This window comes from Lacticaseibacillus chiayiensis, from assembly GCF_004123795.1.
Classification (GTDB): Bacteria; Bacillota; Bacilli; order Lactobacillales; family Lactobacillaceae; genus Lacticaseibacillus; species Lacticaseibacillus chiayiensis.
The window spans coordinates 76,034-97,599 of the sequence record NZ_MSSM01000028.1; the positions used below are offsets into that span (position 1 = coordinate 76,034).

General features: G+C 46.1%; 18 protein-coding genes. 6 read left to right on the forward strand and 12 right to left on the reverse strand.

What is annotated here, in order from left to right:
• Nucleotides 1–76 precede the first annotated feature (76 nt).
• The 3 genes from BVJ53_RS10800 to BVJ53_RS10810 all read right to left on the reverse strand — a co-directional run bounded on the left by BVJ53_RS10800 (nucleotide 77) and on the right by BVJ53_RS10810 (nucleotide 3,236).
• Complete coding sequence (locus BVJ53_RS10800; RefSeq protein WP_129302394.1) at nucleotides 77–1,417, reverse strand: glucose-6-phosphate isomerase; 1,341 nt, start codon at nucleotides 1,415–1,417, stop codon at nucleotides 77–79.
• Between the two features lie 195 nt (nucleotides 1,418–1,612).
• On the reverse strand, nucleotides 1,613–2,470 hold the full coding sequence (locus tag BVJ53_RS10805) for a GRP family sugar transporter (protein ID WP_129302395.1): 858 nt from the start codon (nucleotides 2,468–2,470) through the stop codon (nucleotides 1,613–1,615).
• Between the two features lie 160 nt (nucleotides 2,471–2,630).
• A complete protein-coding gene (locus tag BVJ53_RS10810) occupies nucleotides 2,631–3,236 on the reverse strand; it encodes a VanZ family protein (protein WP_129302416.1) in 606 nt (201 codons plus the stop codon).
• A gap of 374 nt (nucleotides 3,237–3,610) precedes the next feature.
• On the opposite strand from BVJ53_RS10810, the gene BVJ53_RS10815 reads away from it, so the two are divergent.
• From BVJ53_RS10815 to BVJ53_RS10825, 3 genes are all read left to right on the forward strand, one after another.
• Nucleotides 3,611–5,869, forward strand: a complete 2,259-nt coding sequence (locus BVJ53_RS10815) for an LTA synthase family protein (RefSeq protein WP_129302396.1) — start codon at nucleotides 3,611–3,613, stop codon at nucleotides 5,867–5,869.
• A gap of 75 nt (nucleotides 5,870–5,944) precedes the next feature.
• Nucleotides 5,945–6,691: a hypothetical protein gene (locus BVJ53_RS10820; protein WP_129302397.1), complete on the forward strand. Its 747-nt coding sequence runs from the start codon at nucleotides 5,945–5,947 to the stop codon at nucleotides 6,689–6,691.
• Nucleotides 6,692–6,700: 9 nt separating this feature from the next.
• On the forward strand, nucleotides 6,701–7,270 hold the full coding sequence (locus tag BVJ53_RS10825) for a P-loop NTPase family protein (protein ID WP_129302398.1): 570 nt from the start codon (nucleotides 6,701–6,703) through the stop codon (nucleotides 7,268–7,270).
• Nucleotides 7,271–7,381: 111 nt separating this feature from the next.
• Here BVJ53_RS10825 and purB read toward each other — a convergent pair whose 3' ends face one another.
• From purB to BVJ53_RS10870, 8 genes are all read right to left on the reverse strand, one after another.
• Complete coding sequence (purB, locus tag BVJ53_RS10830) at nucleotides 7,382–8,677, reverse strand: adenylosuccinate lyase (RefSeq protein ID WP_129302399.1); 1,296 nt, start codon at nucleotides 8,675–8,677, stop codon at nucleotides 7,382–7,384.
• A gap of 112 nt (nucleotides 8,678–8,789) precedes the next feature.
• Entirely contained in the window at nucleotides 8,790–9,899 is a 1,110-nt protein-coding gene (locus tag BVJ53_RS10835) for an ATP-grasp domain-containing protein (protein ID WP_129302400.1), read from the reverse strand.
• Between the two features lie 20 nt (nucleotides 9,900–9,919).
• Entirely contained in the window at nucleotides 9,920–11,248 is a 1,329-nt protein-coding gene (locus BVJ53_RS10840; RefSeq protein WP_129302401.1) for a nucleobase:cation symporter-2 family protein, read from the reverse strand.
• An 8-nt stretch (nucleotides 11,249–11,256) separates the two neighbouring features.
• Nucleotides 11,257–11,835: a xanthine phosphoribosyltransferase gene (locus tag BVJ53_RS10845; protein ID WP_137295989.1), complete on the reverse strand. Its 579-nt coding sequence runs from the start codon at nucleotides 11,833–11,835 to the stop codon at nucleotides 11,257–11,259.
• A gap of 190 nt (nucleotides 11,836–12,025) precedes the next feature.
• Nucleotides 12,026–12,661, reverse strand: a complete 636-nt coding sequence (locus BVJ53_RS10850; RefSeq protein WP_129302402.1) for a glycoside hydrolase family 73 protein — start codon at nucleotides 12,659–12,661, stop codon at nucleotides 12,026–12,028.
• Between the two features lie 7 nt (nucleotides 12,662–12,668).
• Nucleotides 12,669–13,154 carry a GNAT family N-acetyltransferase gene (locus tag BVJ53_RS10855; RefSeq protein WP_129302403.1) on the reverse strand — a complete coding sequence of 162 codons (486 nt, stop codon included), beginning with the start codon at nucleotides 13,152–13,154 and terminating at the stop codon, nucleotides 12,669–12,671.
• 311 nt (nucleotides 13,155–13,465) lie between these two features.
• Nucleotides 13,466–13,666 (reverse strand): cold-shock protein, encoded by a 201-nt coding sequence (locus BVJ53_RS10865; protein WP_003566521.1) that lies wholly within the window; start codon nucleotides 13,664–13,666, stop codon nucleotides 13,466–13,468.
• A 164-nt stretch (nucleotides 13,667–13,830) separates the two neighbouring features.
• Complete coding sequence (locus BVJ53_RS10870) at nucleotides 13,831–14,796, reverse strand: aromatic acid exporter family protein (protein WP_129302404.1); 966 nt, start codon at nucleotides 14,794–14,796, stop codon at nucleotides 13,831–13,833.
• 118 nt (nucleotides 14,797–14,914) lie between these two features.
• Between BVJ53_RS10870 and BVJ53_RS10875 the strand changes: the two genes are divergently transcribed.
• Nucleotides 14,915–15,553 (forward strand): YkyA family protein, encoded by a 639-nt coding sequence (locus BVJ53_RS10875; RefSeq protein WP_129302405.1) that lies wholly within the window; start codon nucleotides 14,915–14,917, stop codon nucleotides 15,551–15,553.
• 160 nt (nucleotides 15,554–15,713) lie between these two features.
• Nucleotides 15,714–16,643 (forward strand): glycosyltransferase family 2 protein, encoded by a 930-nt coding sequence (locus BVJ53_RS10885; RefSeq protein ID WP_129302407.1) that lies wholly within the window; start codon nucleotides 15,714–15,716, stop codon nucleotides 16,641–16,643.
• 70 nt (nucleotides 16,644–16,713) lie between these two features.
• Here BVJ53_RS10885 and BVJ53_RS10890 read toward each other — a convergent pair whose 3' ends face one another.
• A complete protein-coding gene (locus BVJ53_RS10890; RefSeq protein WP_129302408.1) occupies nucleotides 16,714–18,453 on the reverse strand; it encodes a hypothetical protein in 1,740 nt (579 codons plus the stop codon).
• 266 nt (nucleotides 18,454–18,719) lie between these two features.
• On the opposite strand from BVJ53_RS10890, the gene BVJ53_RS10895 reads away from it, so the two are divergent.
• Nucleotides 18,720–21,380 carry a YfhO family protein gene (locus BVJ53_RS10895; protein ID WP_129302409.1) on the forward strand — a complete coding sequence of 887 codons (2,661 nt, stop codon included), beginning with the start codon at nucleotides 18,720–18,722 and terminating at the stop codon, nucleotides 21,378–21,380.
• Nucleotides 21,381–21,566 lie beyond the last annotated feature (186 nt).

The window sequence follows — 21,566 nt, forward strand, 5'->3', positions numbered from 1 at the left end:
ACTTCACCACGAACTTTTCCATACAGATTCTGGAGCACTATTTTTATATCAACTTAAAACGCGCAAGCCCTTGCCACTACAGCCGCGCATTTAATTCCTTCGTCATATCCTCATACCCGGGACGACCGAGCAATGCGAACATGTTCTTCTTATAAGCTTCAACGCCTGGCTGGTTGAATGGATTGATGCCATTCAGGTAACCGGAGATTGAAACGGCTGCTTCAAAGAAGTAGATCAGATAGCCTAAGGTATAGGCATCTTGTTTAGGAATGGAGACGGTCATAACCGGAACGCCGCCATCGGTGTGTGCCAAAACAACACCTTCATAGGCTTTACGGTTAACAAAGGACATCTTCTTGCCAGCGAGATAGCCGAGGCCATCGAGGTTCTGGGCGTCATCTGGAATGGTCAGATCGCGGTTAGGTTCTTCAACCCAAACAACGGTTTCCATCAAGTTGCGCAAACCTTCTTGGATATATTGGCCGAGACTGTGAAGGTCGGTACTAAAGTTGGCGCTTGAAGGATAGATCCCCTTTTGATCCTTACCTTCAGATTCACCCATCAATTGTTTCCACCATTCACCAAGGTACTGGAGTGTTGGTTCGTAGTTTTCCAGCAATTCAGTCGTGTAGCCTTTGCGATACAGGATATTCCGCAAGGCAGCGTATTGGTATGCCTCGTTTTCTTTCAAGTCAGCGGATGCATAGGCTTTGCGACCATCGCCGAGTCCGCGCATCATTTCATCGATGTCGCCGCCAGCTACGGCAATTGGCAACAGACCGACTGCGGACATAACTGAGAAGCGACCGCCAACATCATCCGGCACAACGAATTCTTCGTAACCTTCAGCGTCAGCTTCCTGCTTCAAGGCACCCTTTGCACGATCGGTGGTGGCGTAGATCCGTTCCTTGGCGCCTTCCTTGCCATACTTTTCAATTAACTTAGCTTTTAAAATGCGGAAAGCAATTGAAGGTTCGGTTGTCGTGCCAGACTTGCTGATGACGTTGATCGAGAAGTCACGATCGCCAATGATGTCGAGCAAGTCAGCCAGATAAGTACCGGAGATTGAATTACCTGCGAAATAAACTTCTGGGAACTTCAAATCAGGATCAAGGTTGCGGAAGGTCTGGGAAAGGAAATCAACAGCCATCCGTGCGCCTAAATAAGAACCGCCGATTCCGATCGCAACAAAGACCTGTGAGTTGCCTTGAACCTTCTTGGCTGCTGCCTTGATACGGGCAAACTCGTCTTTATCATAATTAACCGGCAAATCGAGAAAACCGCGGAAATCCTTACCAGCACCGGTTCCTTCACGCAATTCCTTGTCAGCTGCAGTTACCAACGGCTGCATCTGTTCAAGCTCATTGGCATGAACGAACTTGTCCAGCTTAGATGAATCAAATTTGATGTACGACATCGTGTGCGTTCCTCCTCTAAATACGCCAATCGTTGACAAAAATTTTGCTTTGACTCCAATCATAAAAAGATTGCGGCATCGCTTTCAAACAAAATTTTTACCAGCAAAAAGACGCTGTTCAAATTCACACTCTAACAAGTTAACTTTAAAATTGAATTTGTAAAAAAGCAAGCAATCCGGCAACTTCTCATCAGATTACTTTGCTTTCATGATGCCCAGCACCACACCGCCGAGAATGACGAGCACCGAACCCCAGCTGACCCAGATCATTTCCTTGTGAGTCTTACGTTCGCCGAGTAAGTAAATGGAGCCAAATGTTGAAATCACGATTCCCATTTGCGAAAGCGAGTAAGAAACCGCCAAACCGACTTTAGCCATGGACAGCAGCATGAAAACATTCCCGGTGCCCCAAAGCAACCCGGTCAAAATATTTTTAACGGTTGCCTTAGCAAAAGGTTGATGACCAATACTCATCAATAAGGCGCCAACAATCATTCCCAGAGACTGCGGCATGACCACTGCGAGCGCTCCTAATTGCCCTGCGTTAACGATGATCGTGTAACCAGCATACCCTGCTGTGGAAATCAGCAAGGTCCGGATACCTTTGGACACACCAGACGCGGACGTGACATCATCGGTCTGTTCGCGCCTTGACGTTAACGTAGCACCAATAATCAGCAATACTAACGCCAAAATGCCAAGCGTCACATCCCTGCCGTTGTGCCATTCATGAAACAACAACGCACCGGCCAAGGTGGTCGCAATGAGTTGCATCCCCGTGGAAATGGGCATCGTCATCGAGACACCCATGTACTTCATCGATTGAAACTGTTGGCCTTGACCCAACGCCCAAAAAAGTCCGGAAATAATACCAAGCAGCCAGGTTTTACTATCTAGAACCGGGTGCATGACAACCATGGTTCCAACACCAAAAACCAATGCGCCGAATGTCATCCCCAAAGTTTGCTGATACGCATTGCCCCCGAGTTTCCCACTGACCAAACCAATGGAGCCCCAGGCAAACATCGGGATCAGCGCAAGTAAAAGTACCATAACGCGCCTCTTTCTATATATCGTATCGTTAAGCTAAAAATAGAACACAGACTAACATTCTATCGGTTTTCTCGTAGCAAAACAACCAAAAAATCAGTTAAAAAACTTGGAGAACTAAGGCTTGATCGATACTTGGCACGCAAAATTTTTTCGGAAACGGTTAGCGATGTGGATGCAATATGCGGTAAAAGCCATAACCCAGGATGGCGCCAATTAAATTAAAAATCACGTCATCAATATCAGCTACTCCGCTAATCAGCATGAACTGCAACGTTTCAATGCTCAAAGAGGTAACAAGTCCGATCGCGATTGCCGAGCCCAGTCGTCGCCGGTGCGTGCTGATCCAGGGAATGCCAAATCCTAATGGCATGAACCAAGCAACGTTGCCAAGGGACTGATACCACAAATCAAAATGACTCGCTGCCTGCCTTAATTTCAACGTTTCAACAAGTGGATGTAAGTTAATCACCGAAAGCGGCCGATCCCAATGAAACGTCAATTGCCATGGGTAATAAACATCACGAAAAACCGTCAACATAAACAGTAAGATTAAATAGCCCATAAATAAACCCAGTTTAAGCTCATGACCAAATGATGTTCGTCGGTGAGTCGTTAACAACCAGACGCATCGTAATGCCGCAAATATCAATAGATAAAGGATTGTTTTGTCCAAACTATAAACCACTAACCGCACTAAAGGAAAATGGTTGACTCGGCTCAATGATGTGCTGTTAATCCAATTGTAAAATGGCCCCAGAAAAAGCATCACAATACCTCCAGTTGTCATTGTAGCAAACCACTTCTCGGATACCCACAGCACGCCTGGATTTCACTAACTTTTAAAGACTCCATAAGAATTAGTCAGTCTTGACTGGATCTGATCCACTTGCGGTATGCTGTTTCGGTGTGGAAATGTTATCTGACAAACTCAAAACATGTTTAATGGCTCAGAAACCTCTGTGTAAAGTCATTGGTCGCAATCGGGCTATCACCGTCAAAGCCCGCTTACACTTCCGGCCCATCTCACGCTCTGACTTAAACGCGTTCTCTGGGCCAGAAACCTGGCTGGTTCACGCTCTTTGTGCAATTGCCTTTTTGCGGGTACAATGACAAAGAACCAAGTGGAAAGGAGTTACCGCTTTGAAACGGTTAAGACTCAATCGCCTTTTATTATGGCTACGCAATACTCGGATCGGCTTTTTGACGCTCTTGCTTATTTTATTGTGGGCTAAAACCCTTTTTGCCTATTTTTTTGATTTCTCGCTTGGCCTGAACGACCCCCTGCAATATACTCTGCTCATTCTTAATCCATTGGGAACTGGTATCATTCTGCTCTCGTTTGGCCTGTATCCCAAACATGCGCGGCGAGGTTATCTGCTTGGCATCATTGTTTACATATTAAGTACCTTATTATTGCTCGCCAACGTACTTTACTATCGTGAGTTCACCGATTTTCTGACGGTGAACACCATTCTTGGCGTTTCAAAAGTCAGTCAAGGACTTGGCGCGAGTTCGCTAAGCATGGTAACGCCACATGACATTATTTATGTGTTGGATTTTGCCCTCGTTGCGTTAACTTATCTGGGCTATAGCGTCTGGAACATTTGGCGCTATATTCACAACCAACCACTGAAATGGCCGCATTTTGGCTTTTCCCTTGATACTAGCCGTATGCCTTTCCATTTACCGCAAGCAGTAACGGTGTTTGGCTTGGCCTTCTTCGCCTTGCTTACTGCTGCCAGTGAAATGAATCGCCCGCAGTTGCTAACCCGGACCTTTGATCGGAATTACATTGTCAAGTACTTAGGGTTGGCACCTTTTACGATTTATGATGCAGCAAAAACCGCACAGAACAATCAGGTTCGGTCCCAGGCAGACAGCGCCAATCTTGATCCGGTTTTGCAATACACACGTTCTCATTATGCTGCTCCCAACGCCAGTTATTACGGAGTAGCCAAAGGCAAGAATGTCATTATCATTCACCTTGAGAGCTTCCAGCAATTTCTGATCGGCCAGAAAATTGACGGCCAGGAAGTTACTCCATTTCTCAATTCGTTGATCAAGGAAAAAGATACGCTTAGTTTTAACAACTTCTTCCATCAGGTGGGCCTCGGTAAAACTAGCGATGCGGAAAACATGTTGGAAACCAGCACGTTTGGAATTGCCAATGGCTCACTGTTCAGCAGTCTCGGCACAGAAAACACTTTCGAAGGTGCCCCGGCCATTCTTAAACAGCGCGCGGGCTATACAAGCGCAGTCTTTCATGGTGGTTCTGCCTCTTTTTGGAACCGGGACAATGTTTATAAAAGCCTTGGATACGATGATTATTTTTCCGGTAACTTTTATAATCATGACGAAAAGGCTGCAACAGAATACGGCATTAAAGATAAGCTGATGCTTGCTGAAACGCCTAAATATTTGGAACATCTGCAACAGCCGTTTTACACGAAGATTATTACGACCAGTAATCATAATCCGTTTTATATCACCCAAGCAGATTCCGACTTTCCTGATGCCGGAACCGATGACGCAACAATTAATGGCTATTTCAAAACGGCTCATTATCTTGACGAGGCGTTACGCGAGTTCTTTAATTACCTGAAAGCCAGTGGTTTGGAAAAGAATTCACTGGTTATGCTTTATGGGGATCATTTTGGTATTAGCAACGATCGTAATCCCACTTTAGCTCCGTTATTAGGTAAGGATCCCAGTAAGTGGACAGCATTCGATAACGCACAATTACAACGTGTTCCACTGATCTTCCACATGCCGGGCCTCAAAGGCGGCGTCAACAGTACGTATGGCGGTGAAATCGATGTTTTACCGACTCTACTGCACTTGCTTGGCATCAGCAGCAAACGCTATGTTCAGTTTGGTACCGATTTGCTTTCAAGTCAGCATGATGACGTTGTAGCATTTCGAAATCATAATTTTGTAACACCTAAATACACTGTTTTAGGCGGCAAGGTTTATGACAACACAACCGGTAAACTTGTAACCATGACCCCTACTTTGAAAAAAACTATCACCAAAGAACAAAAATCGGTCGATACGCGGTTAACTCTCTCTGACGATGTGGCCAATCGTAATTTATTGCGTTTCTATGTGCCATTGGGGTTCAAACCGGTTAATCCGGCGCAGTATGACTATAATCAGAGTCTTAGCAAGGTTCTGTCGATCGAACACAGTCTTGGTAGCAAGAGCACCAGTCTCTACAGTAAAAATAATGACCAATCAACTACCGATCTCTATCAGACCGATGCGCCTGAATTAGCCGATGACAAGCAACCCATCACAGATTTTCCAGAAAAAGTCCAAGCGCAGACTGAATCCTCTGCAAGTGAGTCGGAATCTAGCAGCTCAGAAACAGTCGACATTCGAACCAAACAAATCAAATAACATAGTGAATGCTCGCTTTAAGTTCACACTTTGTTCAAATTCTTTGCTTATACTGCTTATGAGGTGAACGGGTAGATGCATTTCTTTGAGCGAACGTTCTCAGGTTTCCGTTATCATCGCCGTTATTACATTGTGATGATGCTGCTGTCGGTTGCGTTCTGCTTGATCAGCATCATGCTGATCACAAGTGCAATGATCGACCAATCTGCACAAGGAGCCTTTTTGCAGCGTCTTAATTCTTTTGGCGCTCAAAATAAAGAAGCTATTCTATTGAGTACTCAGGTTGGACAGGCACATGCCAAAATGGTTCAGTCCTCACAAGCATTGTTGAATCGAGTTTTGATCCTCAATGGCATCTGCTGGCTGATCGGGACAGCTTGGCTATGGCATCATCGCCGCTCTGAAACTGATGCGCTTTATTTAGTAGGCAAAAGCAGTATGTCAATTGGCTTGCAGTACGCTTTTGAAGCTTTCTTTAGTTTCTGGATCAGTTTTATGATCAGTGTCTTTTTGATCATTCTATTTAACGACCAATTGATCGAGTTTCTAACCAGTGCGAACCGTTCCGTTTTTGGTCATCTGCTGCAAGAAGGCTATCAAAGTGTGGATATAAACAAGGCTTTTCGGCAATTATTTGCCCGTCACCTAACCGGATTTACTCGAGAAACTTTATTTTATTACGGCAGTAGAACTGATGACATCACTCAACCAACCGGCTTTCTGAAAACATTAGGTAGCGGAATGGCTGTGATTCTCATCACCAATCTTGGACTAGTGACCCCGCTTTCAATGATTCGCAAGCGTCGGGTCATGCCGCGTTAGGAGATAGCTATGTTATTTCGGTCAAAACAACTTGATGTGTATCGTGAAAATCTCGCGAAGCTTTTTGCCCCTAAAACGATTCAATACTTGTACGTGCCAGATGAAACATCACTGAATGACTTGCGCGACCAATATATCAAGAACTTTGCAAGCGGCGGTTTGTTGAAACAACTTGCATTCATTAGCAGCCGTGACACAGGTATTCTGGATTACCTCAGCGTACGCAATAATCTGTACATCAACGGGCACAGCAAGAACACGGATTTTTTGCCGGAATGGCTGAATAATAATTCGCCAATTCTCGATCAACCGGCTGCCACATTGGACACCATGCAGCGGCTATATCTGCAATTCTATCGTGGTTTAATGGGTAAAAAGCGTTATCTGTTGCTAAGTGGTCGTGCCGAAGTATTTGATCCGCAAGTTACCCGCGCTTTTTTAACCGAAGCTCATCGCGCCTTACAGCAAACTGACAGTTGCCTGCTTGTTTTGACAACGGATCAATCACTTTTAAGTGCCAATCCGCAAAATGCTTGGAAACAGCCACCGGTATTATCTTTGAATACCCTTGTTAAATAGTCTGACTCAGGTGAATCCTGCGCTTTAAGTCAAAAACCGACGCTAGACAGCAATTTGTCTAGCGCCGGTTTTTTAAGTTTTCACTTGATAAAGCGTGTTGCGGGCAAAAAGCTATGCTAATCCAACGCGCTTGAATATTTCGTCAACATGCTTGAGGTGGTAATGATAGTCAAAGGCATCATCCAAATCAGCCTTGGACAGACGGCCCATAATTTCAGGATCAGCCTCGAGCAACGGCCGAAAATCACGTTGCTTATCCCAGGCCACCGCTGTTTTTGGCTGGACCAGATCGTAGGCCCGCTCACGGCTCAAGCCACTTTCAATGAGTTTGAGCATGACCCGCTGACTATAAATTAAGCCGTGTGTCAGATTCATGTTTGCTTTCATCCGTTCCGGGAAGACGTCCAGATGATCAAGAATGCTGGTAAAACGATGCAGAATATAATCCAGCAGGCCGGTGGCATCCGGCAGCATGATCCTTTCTGCACTGGAATGTGAAATATCGCGCTCATGCCACAACAAGACGTCTTCTAATGCTGGTGTTTCATAGCCGCGGATGACCCGGGCTAACCCTGAGACATTCTCGGAACCAATCGGATTACGTTTATGCGGCATTGCACTGGAACCTTTTTGACCCTTGTTGAAATGTTCCTCGACCTCGTGAACCTCCGTGCGCTGCATATGGCGGATTTGCAAGGCAAAACGTTCAACCGATGTCGCAATTAATCCAAGTGTCTGAATGTAGTGTGCGTGCAAGTCACGTGGCAGCACCTGCGTCGAGATTTCCTGTGCCCGAATGCCAAGTTGCTTCGTCACATAGGCTTCAACTGCTGGCGGGGTATTGGCAAACGTCCCTACTGCACCACTAATCTTACCCGCTTCAACATCACTAGCGGCATCTTCAAACCGCCGAATATCACGATTAAGTTCGGAATACCAAGTCGCAACCACGAGACCGAATGTCGTTGGTTCAGCGTGGACACCATGCGTCCGCCCCATCATCACCGTATCCTTGTGCGCTTTCGCCAATTTCGCCAAACTCGTTTTTAAGGCATCCAGATCTGACCGCAGAATCTGATTGGCCTGTTTCAATAAGTATCCTTGCGCCGTGTCGACAACATCGGTACTGGTTAAGCCAAAATGAACCCATTTCTTCTCCGGTCCAAGACTTTCGGAAACATCGCGAGTAAAGGCAACCACATCATGATGGGTCACAGCTTCGATTTCATGAATCCGATCAACATCGAATTTTGCATTGGCACGCAAGGTTTTGACATCACTGGCAGGGATTTCTCCTAACTTTGACCAAGCTTCGGCTGCCAAAATTTCAACTTCCAGCCAAGCAGCATACCGGTTCTTTTCTGACCAAATTGCCGCCATCTCAGGACGACTATAACGCGGAATCACAGGTTTTTCCTCCTCTAAGGTGAGCATGACTTTTAAGATCCATGGGGCTCAGACCAACCCAATTAACAACCACGAACTAGCAAACTTGAAGTATTGTAGCCTGATAAGAACGTTACTGAATAACAAAATGTCCGGTTGCGTTCACACTGTCTTTGATCGCCTTCAAATCGCCAACGATTTCAATTTCACCGACCAATTCGCCACCGTTTGGATAGAAAGCGAAGCGCCAATCAGGCTTGATTTGAATCTGCGTCAATACCGCATCCATATCTTCTTGACGAAGCGGAATCGCAACGCCATCTTCAGCCAGTTCCAATTCCGGTAACGGCCAACCAAGAATTGCCCGCAGATGTAATTCGTATTCGGAAATGTCGCTGGTACTCTGCATGAGATGACCATACAACTTCGGCCCTGGGTAAACCCGTTTGACGTACAGGGTACCGTTGTCCGCTAAGAAAAACTCAAGGCTGAAAATGCCGGTGTAATCAAGTTTCTTGGCAATTTTTTCGGCAATGCGTCGAATCTCCACAATAACGGCCGGATCAACGTCAGCGCGGACCGATGAAGCTTTGAGTTGATGGTGGTCGAAATAATTTTGAATGACCGGACCGATTCGGATAGTCGTGTCGGCTTTTGCCACCATTACCGCGACTTCTTTGATGTTTTGCAAATAAGCTTCCAAAATGTATGGACGCTGCTGCAATAATTGTTTAGCGCGGTCCACATCACCCGGAGCCGAGAGCAGTAATTGCTGATCAACTCCCATCCCCTTTTGAATTGGCTTCAATAAGGCGGGATAGCCAATCGTATCAATGGCTTCATTGATATCGCCCGGCGTGATCACTTGAGTATAAGGCAAAATATTCATGTTGAGATCGTCAAGAAAGACTTTTTCCAGATAACGATCCTGGGTGACTGTCAAAATGTCGCTTCCTGAAGGTAGTTGACTTGCGGTCGCTAACTCCGCTAAGATCGCGCCATCTACATTTTCATCAGTAAACGTCATTACCGTACTCATTTGCGTCAATTCCTTTAACGCGGTACGGTCATCTGACTTGCCAACTAAAGGAATATCGGCTTTTTCAAGCGCAATATCGGTTTGTTTTGGTGCCAAAACCACAGTCCGCATGCCCATCAGGCTGGCTGTATCAGCCATGCGAAAGGCTGAAACTCCGCCGCCGATAATGCCAATAGTGGCTCCTGGACTAATAAATTGCGTCACATTTGTTCCTCGCTTTGACTTTATTTATCTGAATCATTTTCATTTAAACCTTGATCAATCGGCATTTCCGGCGTCCGACTAGGCGAATTAAAAATCCAATTCAACAGCACGGCACTTAAGGCGGTCATCAAAATTCCTGATCCGAAAAGCAGTTGAATGGTCTTCGGCAGAAACTGGACAATATGTGGTTGGACAGTCACACCTAAGCCTAGTCCAATCGAAATCGCGGCAACTAACAGATTCTTATCATTTTCAAAATCAACCTGCTGCAACATCCGGATGCCCTGAACCGCCACCATACCAAACATCACTAACATCGCACCTCCAAGAACCGGTGCAGGAATGATTGTGGCCAATGCACCAATCTTTGGTAACAGTCCCAAAATAATCAGGAAAATTGCCGAATACATGACCGGTTTCCGGGTTTTAATGCCTGAAAGTTGCACCAAACCAACGTTTTGCGAGAAGGTTGTGTATGGGAAGGTGTTAAATAAACCGCCTAACATGACCGCCAAGCCTTCCGCTCGATAACCACGTTTCAGATCGTCCGCTTCGATTTTACGCCCAACAATATCGCCTAGAGCAAAGAAAACACCTGTACTCTCAACCATCGATGTCATCGAAATTAAAATCATCGTGACGATCGAACTCCATTCAAAATGCGGTACCCCAAAATAAAAGGGTGTCGGCACATGAAACCAGCTAGCTTCAATGACCGGTTGGAAACTTACCAAACCGAAAAAGCCCGCTAACACGGTACCGGCAATCAAGCCAACCAGAATGGCAATGGAGTGCAAAAAACCTTTGGCCCAAACGTTAATGGCCAGAATCAGCAATACAGTGAACGTTCCGACTAGCAGATTCGTCATGTTGCCGAAATCTTTGGCTGTCGTTGAACCTCCACCAAGATTCTGAAATGCAACTGGGATTAACGATAATCCGATGACCGTAATCAAGGAGCCGGTCACTAACGGCGGAAACAAAAAGCGCAGTTTTGAAAATGCCCCGCCAATCAAAAAGACAAACAGGCCAGCGACGATAATGGCCCCATACATCGTTTGAAAATTGAATTTCTGCCCGATCATGATTAACGGTGCTACAGCTTGAACCGCACATCCTAAAACAACCGGTAATTTGATGCCAAAATATTTATTGCCAAATACCTGTAAAGCAGTGGCAACGCCACACATAAAAATATCAATCGAAACCAGATATGTCATCTGTTCCGAAGTAAAGTGCAAAGAAGCGCCGATCAGAATAGGCACCAGTACCGATCCCGAATACATGGCTAACAAATGTTGCAGTCCTAGTGCAGCGGCTTTTGGATTGGAAATGCTTTTACTTTTCATATTCGCGCTTAGTCCTCCGGGGCAAAAATGACGTGACCATCTTCAAACGCACTGATTCTTGCCAAGGATTCAACCCGCACATGCTTATCATCCAGCAACTTGCGGCCCTTCTGAAAGGTCTTTTCAATGACAATGCCAACGCCGCTCAATGTTGCGCCGGCTTGCGCAATGATATCCATCAGCCCTTCAACCGCCTGACCATTCGCCAAAAAGTCATCAATAATCAGCACATTGTCATCGGCAGAAAGGAACTTGCGGGAAATGGCAATTTCATTGGCAGTCTTCTTGGTAAATGAATAAACTGTGGCGGTATATAGGTGATCCTTTAACGTCAGGCTTTTGTGCTTGCGGGCAAACACAAGCGGCTTGTGAAACTCCATCGCCGTTGCAATAGCAGGGGCAATCCCGGAACTTTCAACAGTAAGGATTTTGGTGATCGGCTCATTGCTAAAACGCCGGTAAAATTCCTTGCCCAGATCAGCCATTAAATCGGGATCAACTTGATGATTCAGAAAGTTATCCACCTTCAACACATCTGTTCCGATAACTTGGCCATCTTTTTTGATCCGGTCTTCCAGTAATTTCACCACAAGCACTCCTTCTATTTGTAAATTTTCAACAAGCTTACCATAAAAAACGCTGTGGAACAATACAGATTCGGCGATTCCCGAACGAGACAAGTAGACGCTTTCACGACAATAAAGGAAGAAAACCCCTGTGATTTAGGGCTATTAAAGCCAAACAACAGGGATTGTGCGATCATTAGAATACGAACATTTAATTGTCATACTGGGTCAGATTCCAAGTTTCAATCAGATGAATCAACTTTTGCGGATAATCCGGATCAGTCGCATAGCCATCCATCTGTAAAGCCAACGCTGCCGTTTTGTAATCCTTGGCCGCGCGCACTGTCGCATATTGTTGCGAATTCCAGTCCGTCCCGTTAACAAACAATAAGGCATGATCCCGAATAGATGCGGCGTCATCACTGTACACCCGGAAACGTCCATCAACCGTTATCCACTTGTCATTAACATATTCTTTGGTCCGTAATACTTTTGTCGCCGCAGGATCCGTCCCCTTAATACCGAACAGATTGTGATAATCCTTCGCCAAGGTGCTTGTTCCCCAATCGGATTCGAGAATAGCCTGAGCCAACGTAATACTGGTCAAAACGCCGTACTGTTTCTGCATAGCCTGCGCCGTGGGGACTAGCCGCTTGATGAAAGCCTCTTTCTTCGCCTTTTCGACTGCTTTTTCATCAATAACTGTCTGTTGCTGTGAAACTTTGGCATTACGCTGCGACCAGTACGAACCGACCACCAATGTTGACCCAATTGCAAAAAATGCCAGAACAAACCAAGCAGCCAGTGGAATCTTTTTCAATACAAAACGTCGGCGTTTTTTCGCCAATGGTCCTTTACTCCTTCGTCTCATCTTCGCGTGTCAGTAACAACTTACGTCGCAAAACCAGCATATCCTGTAACTTCAATCCGTCTGCATAGACAGGCTGGCTGTATTGGTCAAAAAAATGCTTACGAATCGAATCCAGCCGAAAACCGCGCCGCATGTAGAAGCGGAGATTATCAAAATCGGCATCGCCCGTGCCCACCAAAATCTCCTGATATTGCTGAGTCGCATATACCAAGCTCACATGCTGCAATAATCCGGACGCAATGCCTTGGCGACGGCGCGTAGGCGTGACCGCAAGATTTTTTAATTCAACCGTCTGCTCATCCACTCGGACAACCATCGCGACACCGATCGGCACATGATCATCAAGCGCGGCAAAAAGTGTGCCTGTGCTTAAATAACGACGAAGCATGGCAGGATCTTCATCCCCTACCAACAGGAGATCTAAATACTGAATTCTTGCCTCAGGTGCCACCTCTTGAAACTTTAACATCGCGCCCCAGCCTCCATTAAATCCATCAAAAGATGATGATTTTGTTATAGAATAGTTTAACATGGACTGATGTCGCTGACGCCATGGAACATTGTTTTTTTTACGAAAAACCAGAGAGTCACCTCCCAGTTCACGCCATAACACGTTCGCCAGCCCGAAAGCCTGCGCATAAGTGCCTTGGCTGCAGTGATCAAAACCCGGTCATCACGTCATCACGCCCAAGGCCACTTACACTCGGCCTCCTGACCGCGCCAATTCACGCTCAAAAAAACCGACTACATCAAATGCAGTCGGTCGGTTGGTTTCTTTGATTAGTCTTTGTTAACGTTAACCGCTTGTGGGCCGCGATCGCTGTCTTCAACTTCAAACGTTACCGCTTGGCCTTCTTCGAGGGTCTTATAACCGTCGCCTTGGATAGCAGAGAAGTGAACGAAAACATCGCTGCCATCTTCCCGAGTGATAAAACCGTAACCTTTTTCAGCGTTGAACCATTTAACTGTGCCGTGTTCCATGAGAACATTCCTCCTTGCATCATTTGACGCATGATAATATCGTGTATTTCTGTTTGGTACAAGTGGAAGAAAGTTCTGAAACCATGCAACCACGACCATTCAAAAAGTACATGCTTAGTCTACCATCACGGCAAAAGCGTCGCAAGTGTCAGCACTTTCAAAGATCAATTTTGCGAGGAAATAATGCGATTAAAATTGCGCTTTAACTGTAATAATCGGGAGAAGTCTTCCAGAAAATAAAATAAACGGGCGCGGCTTTCAAACGACGCCCGATCAGTCGGCAGCGGTGAAGCCGCAAAGTTTCGCTGAATCTTTTTAACCATCGTAACTAGTTGCGTCGCAGGATTATCTTCATTCAGCACACTGGCCGTCATCGACAAGGCATCACTAATCACAGCCGCCTGCAAAACCGGTGTCTCGATTCGATCCAGGCTATCCTGCATTTGCCGTAACAGTTCATACTGATTGGTCCGCATTTCGAAGTAAGCTTGGTAATAGTCATTTTCAGACCACAATTGATTGTCACTGTGCCGGTTTGCCCAAGCAACCGCCGCATCTAACGTCATTTTTAAATCCGATAAATTTGCCCAATTGTCTGCACTTTTAAGATGCTCCGGTCCCAACTGTTGACTCATATGGTCGATGATCTCCCGCATTTCGGCCTCGACTTGGGCCTGAAATTCCGTAATTTTAGCTTCCAGACTTGGCATAAACAGGTTTGCCACGAGCGCAACCCCGGCACCGACCGCTAGCAACAGCAGTTCATTGCAAATCCAAAACCAACTGCAGCTCTTAGCCATCATAAAATGCGTGACTAACACGGCCGTCATCACAATGCCGCTCTGCACTTCAAACACATTGGTAAGCGGAATGAAAATCAAAAGAAAGATTCCAAATGCCAAGGCATTGTAACCTAAAACCAAAAATGCTCCGATAGCAATAACAAACCCCAGCACGGTGGCCAGCAATCGATAGGCAACCAGCCGGAACGATGCCTTGGTGGTGTTTTGTACCGACAAAATCGTGATGATACCGGCAGCCGTCCAATACTCAAGATGTAAGGAATAAGCAATGAGCATCGCTACAGCTGTTCCGAGCGCAGTTTTTACCGTTCGCATACCGATATGCATAAGCAATTCCTCCATTTGCACTTAGTTTATCATACAATTTTTCAAAAGTTGGCATCTAAGCGCGCTGCTCTAGTAATTAAGTTGTCGTTACGCTACCATAGAGTCAGAGGATTGAGATATGAAAAAATTACTGCCATTATTAGTCGTATTGACCTTTCTTTTTGTTGGGTGTTCGGCCACCTTAAATCAAAAAAAACAACTGCTGACAACGACGCAGACTATTCAGACACAAGTGCAGCAGGAGCAGCAAGCGTTGCAGGTTATCGGATCCACGGTGAACGATTTTCCGTCTGCTTTCGAGAAGGCTTATCAAGACGACCCTTCAGCAGATCTAAAAAATGACGATGGCGTGGTCAAAAAATTGTTGCATAAGCGCGCTGCAGCGTTCAAATCACTGGAGACGGCGAATACATCACTGAATGATGCCAATAATATGCTGACAAAACTCAATAACCAGCCGTCAGAAGACATGCCACAAGCGTCACTGAGCAAGGTACTCACCAGTCTTAAGCTGGCCAAACTCGACTACAAAACGCTGGTTAGTTATTATCAGGAAATGCTGAATGCAGAAGATGACTTTTTTGCGGCAACGACTGGCAACGACGTGTCGCAGGCAGACTTGGAAAACCAAATCTCGCAACTCAACCAATATTACAGTTCGCTGAATCAACAAATCGACGTGATGACGGCTAATCTAACAACGGTAACGAGCCAGAATACTAAGTTAATCAAAGCAGTCAAAACGATGAATGACTGAGTGTTTGTCATCACCATAACGCGCTCCCCCCCAACGCGGAAGTCTGCATGTAACGACCTCAGACGCAATGGCCTTAGCCGGGCCATCACGTCCGAGGCCGCCTACACTCCGACTTCTAACCGCGCCGGTTCGCGTTCACTTTCTTAAGGAGGTCTACCCTATGTCGCAAAGCGTGGCAATTATTATTCCCTGCAATAACGAATTCGAAAATGTTCCTTTGATTTACCAAGCTTTAAAGAAAACATTCCAAACCGACTTGCCGCAGCTGGAGCCGCAAATCTGGTATGTCAACGACGGCTCAACCGACGACACGCTCGCTCAAGTCCAACACTTACAAGAAAACGATGCGCAAGTGCACTACATTGATCTATCGCGCTCATTTGGCAAGGAAGCCGCAATGTATGCTGGATTGGTCACTGCCAAAGCTGATTATTATGCGGTGATGGACGCCGACCTGCAAGACCCGCCAGCCATGTTGCCGGATATGTATGCTGCTCTTCAGGAAGGCTATGACATGGCTGGGGCACAGCGGACAGATCGTTCCGGTGAAGCTCGATTGCGGTCATTCTTTTCCAATCTTTTCTATAAATTCATCAATCGCGTCTCACAAACCCAGATTGTTTCAGGAGCTCGCGATTTTCGACTTATGACGCGGCAAGTGGCCGATGCGATTGTACATATGACCGAACGCAATCGGTTTTCCAAGGGCCTTTTCAGTTGGGTCGGTTTTAAAACCAAGTACCTGCCTTACCAGAATATTGAGCGCCAACATGGTGAAACCAGTTGGTCATTTACCGGCCTTTTGCGATATGCCATTGACGGGATTATTGATTTTTCCGATGCTCCATTGACCTTTGTGTCCATGGTCGGCATTATCAGCTTCTTAGGTGCATTTGCGGCACTGATTTTTATTGTCATTCGCGCGGCGCTTTATGGCGATCCGACGGCAGGCTGGCCATCGATGGTCTCGATTTTCCTCATGATCGGCGGTATTCAGCTGTTCGCGTTAGGTATTGTGGGCCGTTACATCGGTCGAATCTATATTGAAGCCAAGCAACGACCAATTTTTATTGCGCGCAAAATCAAATAAAACCGGCATGCAGACTTTTCAGCTAGTTAAGCGCAAAAGCCTGACACACCGGTACACTGAACATACCACACTACTTCGTATCTTCGGAAGTGGTGCTTTTTTCTATATCAAAATTGCGAATTGCGACAAAGATCCAGCTCAGGAAAAATATAATGGCAGCCGCCAAGGAAATCCATCCAGTCATATGTTGCAACCGCGTACCGGTATAGGCCACCCGCACTCGGTGACTGCCAGCCGGTGCCGTGATGGTTAAGCGGGCATTTTTACCTTGGGCGCGATATGGAACGACTTTCCCATCAACAGTGACGTTGTAGCCGACGTAGGCAAACTTAGGTAATCGCAAGACAACCGACTGCGTGCTGGTGTAGCCAAAGCGCAAATCATTATAATACTGGGTCAACGGCGTCAAGCGCTGAAGTTTATGCGAAGACAAAACAATGGTTTGATCTTTTTTGAAAAAGGAGGAGGGATCGAATTGCTTCGGTGCATACTCCGAACCGCCGCCAGTTGCATCGCCATAGTAAGCGGCAGCATTTTCGTCCGTCACTCGGTAAGTATTGGCGTTCGTCATGGTTGTATTGATTGTCACGGCATAGCTAAATCCGACCACGCAAGCCGCCAAGACCATCCCCCATGCGAAATGTTGCGGATGCACTTTTTCCGCCACCAACAATGCAACAGCCAGACTCAGGAATAAAGTCGTTAGTTCCAAGTATCGCCAAGGGAACTGAATTGTGCCTAAAACGGTCTTTCGAAACAGCGACCATGGAAAAAGATTCGTGCTTAAGAAAATGGTGACAAAACCCAATCCTGCCGCAACCTTAACAGAGCGGCTTAACTTGGGCCACCAGAGCGCCAACCCGATCGCAATACCTAGCATCAAAACGCCCATCCCCGGACGGAACGTCTGATTCACATTTTGCATGTTGCTGGTGGAGGCATACATACTTAATGAATTTTGAAACAAGTCGCCCAGGTTGTATTGCAGGTAATTAAGCCAAATCGTCGCCGATTCGGCAAGTTTTAGCGGCAAATGTTGCGAAATCTCCAGCATAGGCAAGTAGCTGCCCAACCCCATCAACAGGGAACTGATCGCCGCATATGCCGTATACCGAACCATCCGCCACGAAACCCGCTTTAATATGAGCAATACAAGGAACCCGCCAACCAAAAATTCGAGCGCCATCACAAGCGACAACATATGCGCGTACATCAAACCGGTCACGCCAAATGCCAATAAGAACCAGTTGTCTGACTTTTTTATATAAATCAGGTACATTCCAGCAGTAATGATCGGTAAAAAAATAAAGGCGAGATTCTCACCAAGAGCCCCGCGAACAAAGGCATCCAGCATCCGATAGACCGCCGTTGTATACACCATGCTGAAAACGAATGCCGCAAGTGGACGGCGGCGAATTTTCAGAAAACTAGCATAGGCCGCCACCACGGTCGCCACCAAAATCAACGTTTGATAACCATAATAGGCACTGACTATCCCGAGTCCAGCCAGCCGCAGCCACACATAAGGGAGCAGCATCAGAGACGGATAAAAGGCGTCAAAAGCATAACCAAAGTGGCGAACTTCTTCAGGAAAAATTTTAGGAAAATACGCACCGTGTTGCACACTGGTGACATAGCTTTCCATGCGACGCAATTGCGGCATCGTGTCGTCTTGGTGGAAAATATAGGAGAGATGCAGCTGCGGCCACTGTACCAATAACACCAAAGCAACCGCCAACATCGGCAGCAACCAAATTGCATTTGTTTTTAAAAATTTCCTGATGTCCGAACTTCTTGTTTGTGTCGCCATAAAAGCCCTCCAAACGATAATCATCGCGAACGTTCTCTTAATATTGTAACAATAACGGCAGCAACGGGCGAAGTGATTTTTAAAGAATCATCAAGTCTGCCAACTAAAAACGTTTTCAAGAGATTTCGGCTGCTGCGTGTCGCCATCCCGCGTTATGATTAAGTTAATACTTAAACTTCAGCTTATTTTTTATTCAGCACGGTTTTTGCTATCATATTAATAATCAACGATTAACCGATTGCTTTTCAAAGGAGTCCTCCCCCGATATGTTGCATTTCAAAAAAAACAAAACCTGGCCTTTGCTATTTGTGAGTTTTGCCCTGACCTTTATCATCAGTCTCTGTGTTTTTGCGGCTTTAAAAATGGCTCCCTTTGGCTCATCGTCCATTCTTGCCAATGATTCGGCAGTGCAATACATCGACTTTTTCACTTATCTCAAACACGCATTGGCAGGAACTGCAGGCAAGGCGTATTCTTTTTCGAACAGTCTTGGTGGTGGGATGTATGCTAACTGGACTTACTACCTACTAAGTCCGTTTAATCTGATCTTTGTTCTTGTGTCACGGCACGCGTTACCGATTGCCATGTTATTTGTGACGGCACTTAAATACAGCGCGGCTGCGGCAACGGCTCAATGCTATGCCAGTCATCATGCTGGTGTGCGGTGGTACACCTTGGTTTTCAGCATCAGCTATGGGTTGTCCGGCTATTTGGTGGCCAACTTTCTTAACATCATGTGGATGGACGGCGTTATTCTACTGCCATTGGTGGCCTTGGGCATTGATCGGCTGTTTGAAAGGCACCGCATCATGCCCTACGTCTTACCGCTCAGTCTTAGTTTTATAACGAACTACTACATCGGCTTCATGATTGCCATCTTTGCTGTTTTATATTTTTGCTGGCGTTGGGCGATCCAACGTCAAACCCACGTACTCCGTAAAATTGGCTTATTTGCTGGTGGATCGTTACTAAGCGGTATGCTTGCCGCCGTGGTGTTAATTCCGACTTACTTTGCCTTGACAGCTTCACGGCTATCAAGTGCCGGCGCGGATTTTAGTTTGAAGGCACTTTACTCACTGCTCGACTTGCCTTCCAAATTCATTCCCGGAAGTTTTAACTTTGACCAGCTTTCTAACGGCCTGCCTAATCTTTACCTGGGCATGATTGCGTTGCTGGGAGCAGTTTGCTACTTTTTGGCGGCATCCATTCCGATTCGCGAACGGCTCATCTCCGGTAACTTGACACTGCTTCTGATTCTGTCAATTTGGTTAAATCCGCTCGTGCTTATCTGGCAAGGCTTTCGCGCTCCAGTCTGGTATCTTTATCGTCATTCGTTCATTGTGATCTTCTGGCTGCTTGTGTTGAGTCTACGTGGTCTAGCCCATCTACCATCCGTCTCCCGCTTCCGCCTCGGCATGGCTAGCATGACTACAGCAGGCTGCTTACTGATCCCAACGATTTTAAGAATGGCGACTCATAAATACATCACCGCGCTCAACCTCACTCTCGGCGGCGTCTTTTTGCTGGTTGCCGCGCTCTTGCTGTATAGCATCCGCAGTCAACTACTGCCGCAAAAATGGCTCGTTAGCGGCATCGTGGTCCTGCTTGTTTTGGACATGGGCACCAATGCGTTCACGAGTCTAAAAGCGATTAGTTTCGTGCCCGCAGCGGACTTCACAGTTACCAGCAAAGTCCTACAAGCCAGTTATGACGATGCTAAAAAACTCGGCTCAGGCGGCTTTTACCGAATTAATGCCGATAGCCAACGCTCCATGGATGATCCGTATCAATATAACTTTAACGGCATCAGCACTTTCTCTTCGGTGCTCAACACCAGTACCATCAATACTCTAACCAATCTGGGCGCAATCGGATCAGCCGGACGCGTCAAAAATAATGACCTGACTTGGCCGTTGGAAAGTCTGCTGGACGTCAAAAAATTACTGATTGTTAACACTCAAAGCAAGAAAGTCGGTACGAAAGCCTATCAGCAAGTTGCCTCCCGAATCATATCCAATCCGCGCTACGACTTATCGGCTTACAAGCTTTTGGGTCATAATGACTATTTTAACATTTACCAAAATCCGGATGCACTGCCGGTAGCCACTCAGATTTACCGGAAAATTCCAACGCAGGTCCAGGCCAACCCAGTACTCCAGCAAAATGCCTATTTTGAAACACTGACACCTGAAGCGAACCAAACGATGCTAACAACCAGCGATTTTTCCGGCATCAGCGTCGATAATGTCAAGCCGCTCACAACCCTAACGAACGCGGTTGCAACCAAAATCAACAAGAAAAACGCTGCTTCGATTACGTTAACTGTCAACCCCACCAGCGATCAGCAATATCTGGTTATGGGCGAAAACATGCGCAAGAATATGGCGATCAGTGTCAATGATATTCCGGTTAAAAATGACCCTGACACTGGTAGCAAAACAATTTCAATGCCACTTAACAGCACCAAACCGACGACGATCACGTTGACGTTTAACCGCGGCCTCAATCAGATTGATCTCGATCACTTTGCGCTATACACGCTCAATCGAACCGCATTTAAACAAACGATTGCAACAGCCAAGCAAAACGCGCCGCAACAACACATTCAAAATGGCCGGGTCACCCTGACAACCAAGGCAAACAACAGTGGTTATATCATGCTGACTATTCCTTATGAAAAAGGCTGGCAAGTCAATTCCAAGAAAGTGACTTTGCAAGACTATCGGGGATTTATTGGCCTCAAAGTCCCCACCGGCCGCTCGACGTTCACCTTAACCTATCACACGCCCGGCATCACGCAAGGCTTGTGGCTGACTATTATCGGCATTCTGGTGGCTATTGGTGTCACCGTCTATGAATATTGGCCGAGCAACCGGCGACGCTTGAAGCAGAAAAAACTACTGTCATTAAAACGTGAGGCGTCATGAGTTTACTTACCGACCAGCGTAAAGGCTTTTCTTAGCTTCGGTAGAAACCATCTCGAACTGATAAACTTGGCTATAGCTTGTTTAAAGATAAATAATAGTAACTCATGATTTTGTTTATTGATCTTCAAGTTACTATTTATTTTTAAATTAATAAATGGTAAACAAGTAAAAAATATCTAGATCTTT

What these genes read in the sequence shown, in the direction of transcription:
- BVJ53_RS10885 (WP_129302407.1), top strand. Translation starts at nt 15,714, where the DNA reads ATGTCGCAAAGCGTGGCAATTATTATTCCCTGCAATAACGAATTCGAA.
- BVJ53_RS10875 (WP_129302405.1), top strand. Translation starts at nt 14,915, where the DNA reads ATGAAAAAATTACTGCCATTATTAGTCGTATTGACCTTTCTTTTTGTT.
- BVJ53_RS10805 (WP_129302395.1), bottom strand. Translation starts at nt 2,470, where the DNA reads ATGGTACTTTTACTTGCGCTGATCCCGATGTTTGCCTGGGGCTCCATT.
- BVJ53_RS10895 (WP_129302409.1), top strand. Translation starts at nt 18,720, where the DNA reads ATGTTGCATTTCAAAAAAAACAAAACCTGGCCTTTGCTATTTGTGAGT.
- BVJ53_RS10855 (WP_129302403.1), bottom strand. Translation starts at nt 13,154, where the DNA reads ATGTTAAAGTTTCAAGAGGTGGCACCTGAGGCAAGAATTCAGTATTTA.
- BVJ53_RS10810 (WP_129302416.1), bottom strand. Translation starts at nt 3,236, where the DNA reads ATGCTTTTTCTGGGGCCATTTTACAATTGGATTAACAGCACATCATTG.
- BVJ53_RS10800 (WP_129302394.1), bottom strand. Translation starts at nt 1,417, where the DNA reads ATGTCGTACATCAAATTTGATTCATCTAAGCTGGACAAGTTCGTTCAT.
- BVJ53_RS10820 (WP_129302397.1), top strand. Translation starts at nt 5,945, where the DNA reads ATGCATTTCTTTGAGCGAACGTTCTCAGGTTTCCGTTATCATCGCCGT.
- BVJ53_RS10890 (WP_129302408.1), bottom strand. Translation starts at nt 18,453, where the DNA reads ATGGCGACACAAACAAGAAGTTCGGACATCAGGAAATTTTTAAAAACA.
- BVJ53_RS10865 (WP_003566521.1), bottom strand. Translation starts at nt 13,666, where the DNA reads ATGGAACACGGCACAGTTAAATGGTTCAACGCTGAAAAAGGTTACGGT.
- BVJ53_RS10870 (WP_129302404.1), bottom strand. Translation starts at nt 14,796, where the DNA reads ATGCATATCGGTATGCGAACGGTAAAAACTGCGCTCGGAACAGCTGTA.
- BVJ53_RS10840 (WP_129302401.1), bottom strand. Translation starts at nt 11,248, where the DNA reads ATGAAAAGTAAAAGCATTTCCAATCCAAAAGCCGCTGCACTAGGACTG.
- BVJ53_RS10825 (WP_129302398.1), top strand. Translation starts at nt 6,701, where the DNA reads ATGTTATTTCGGTCAAAACAACTTGATGTGTATCGTGAAAATCTCGCG.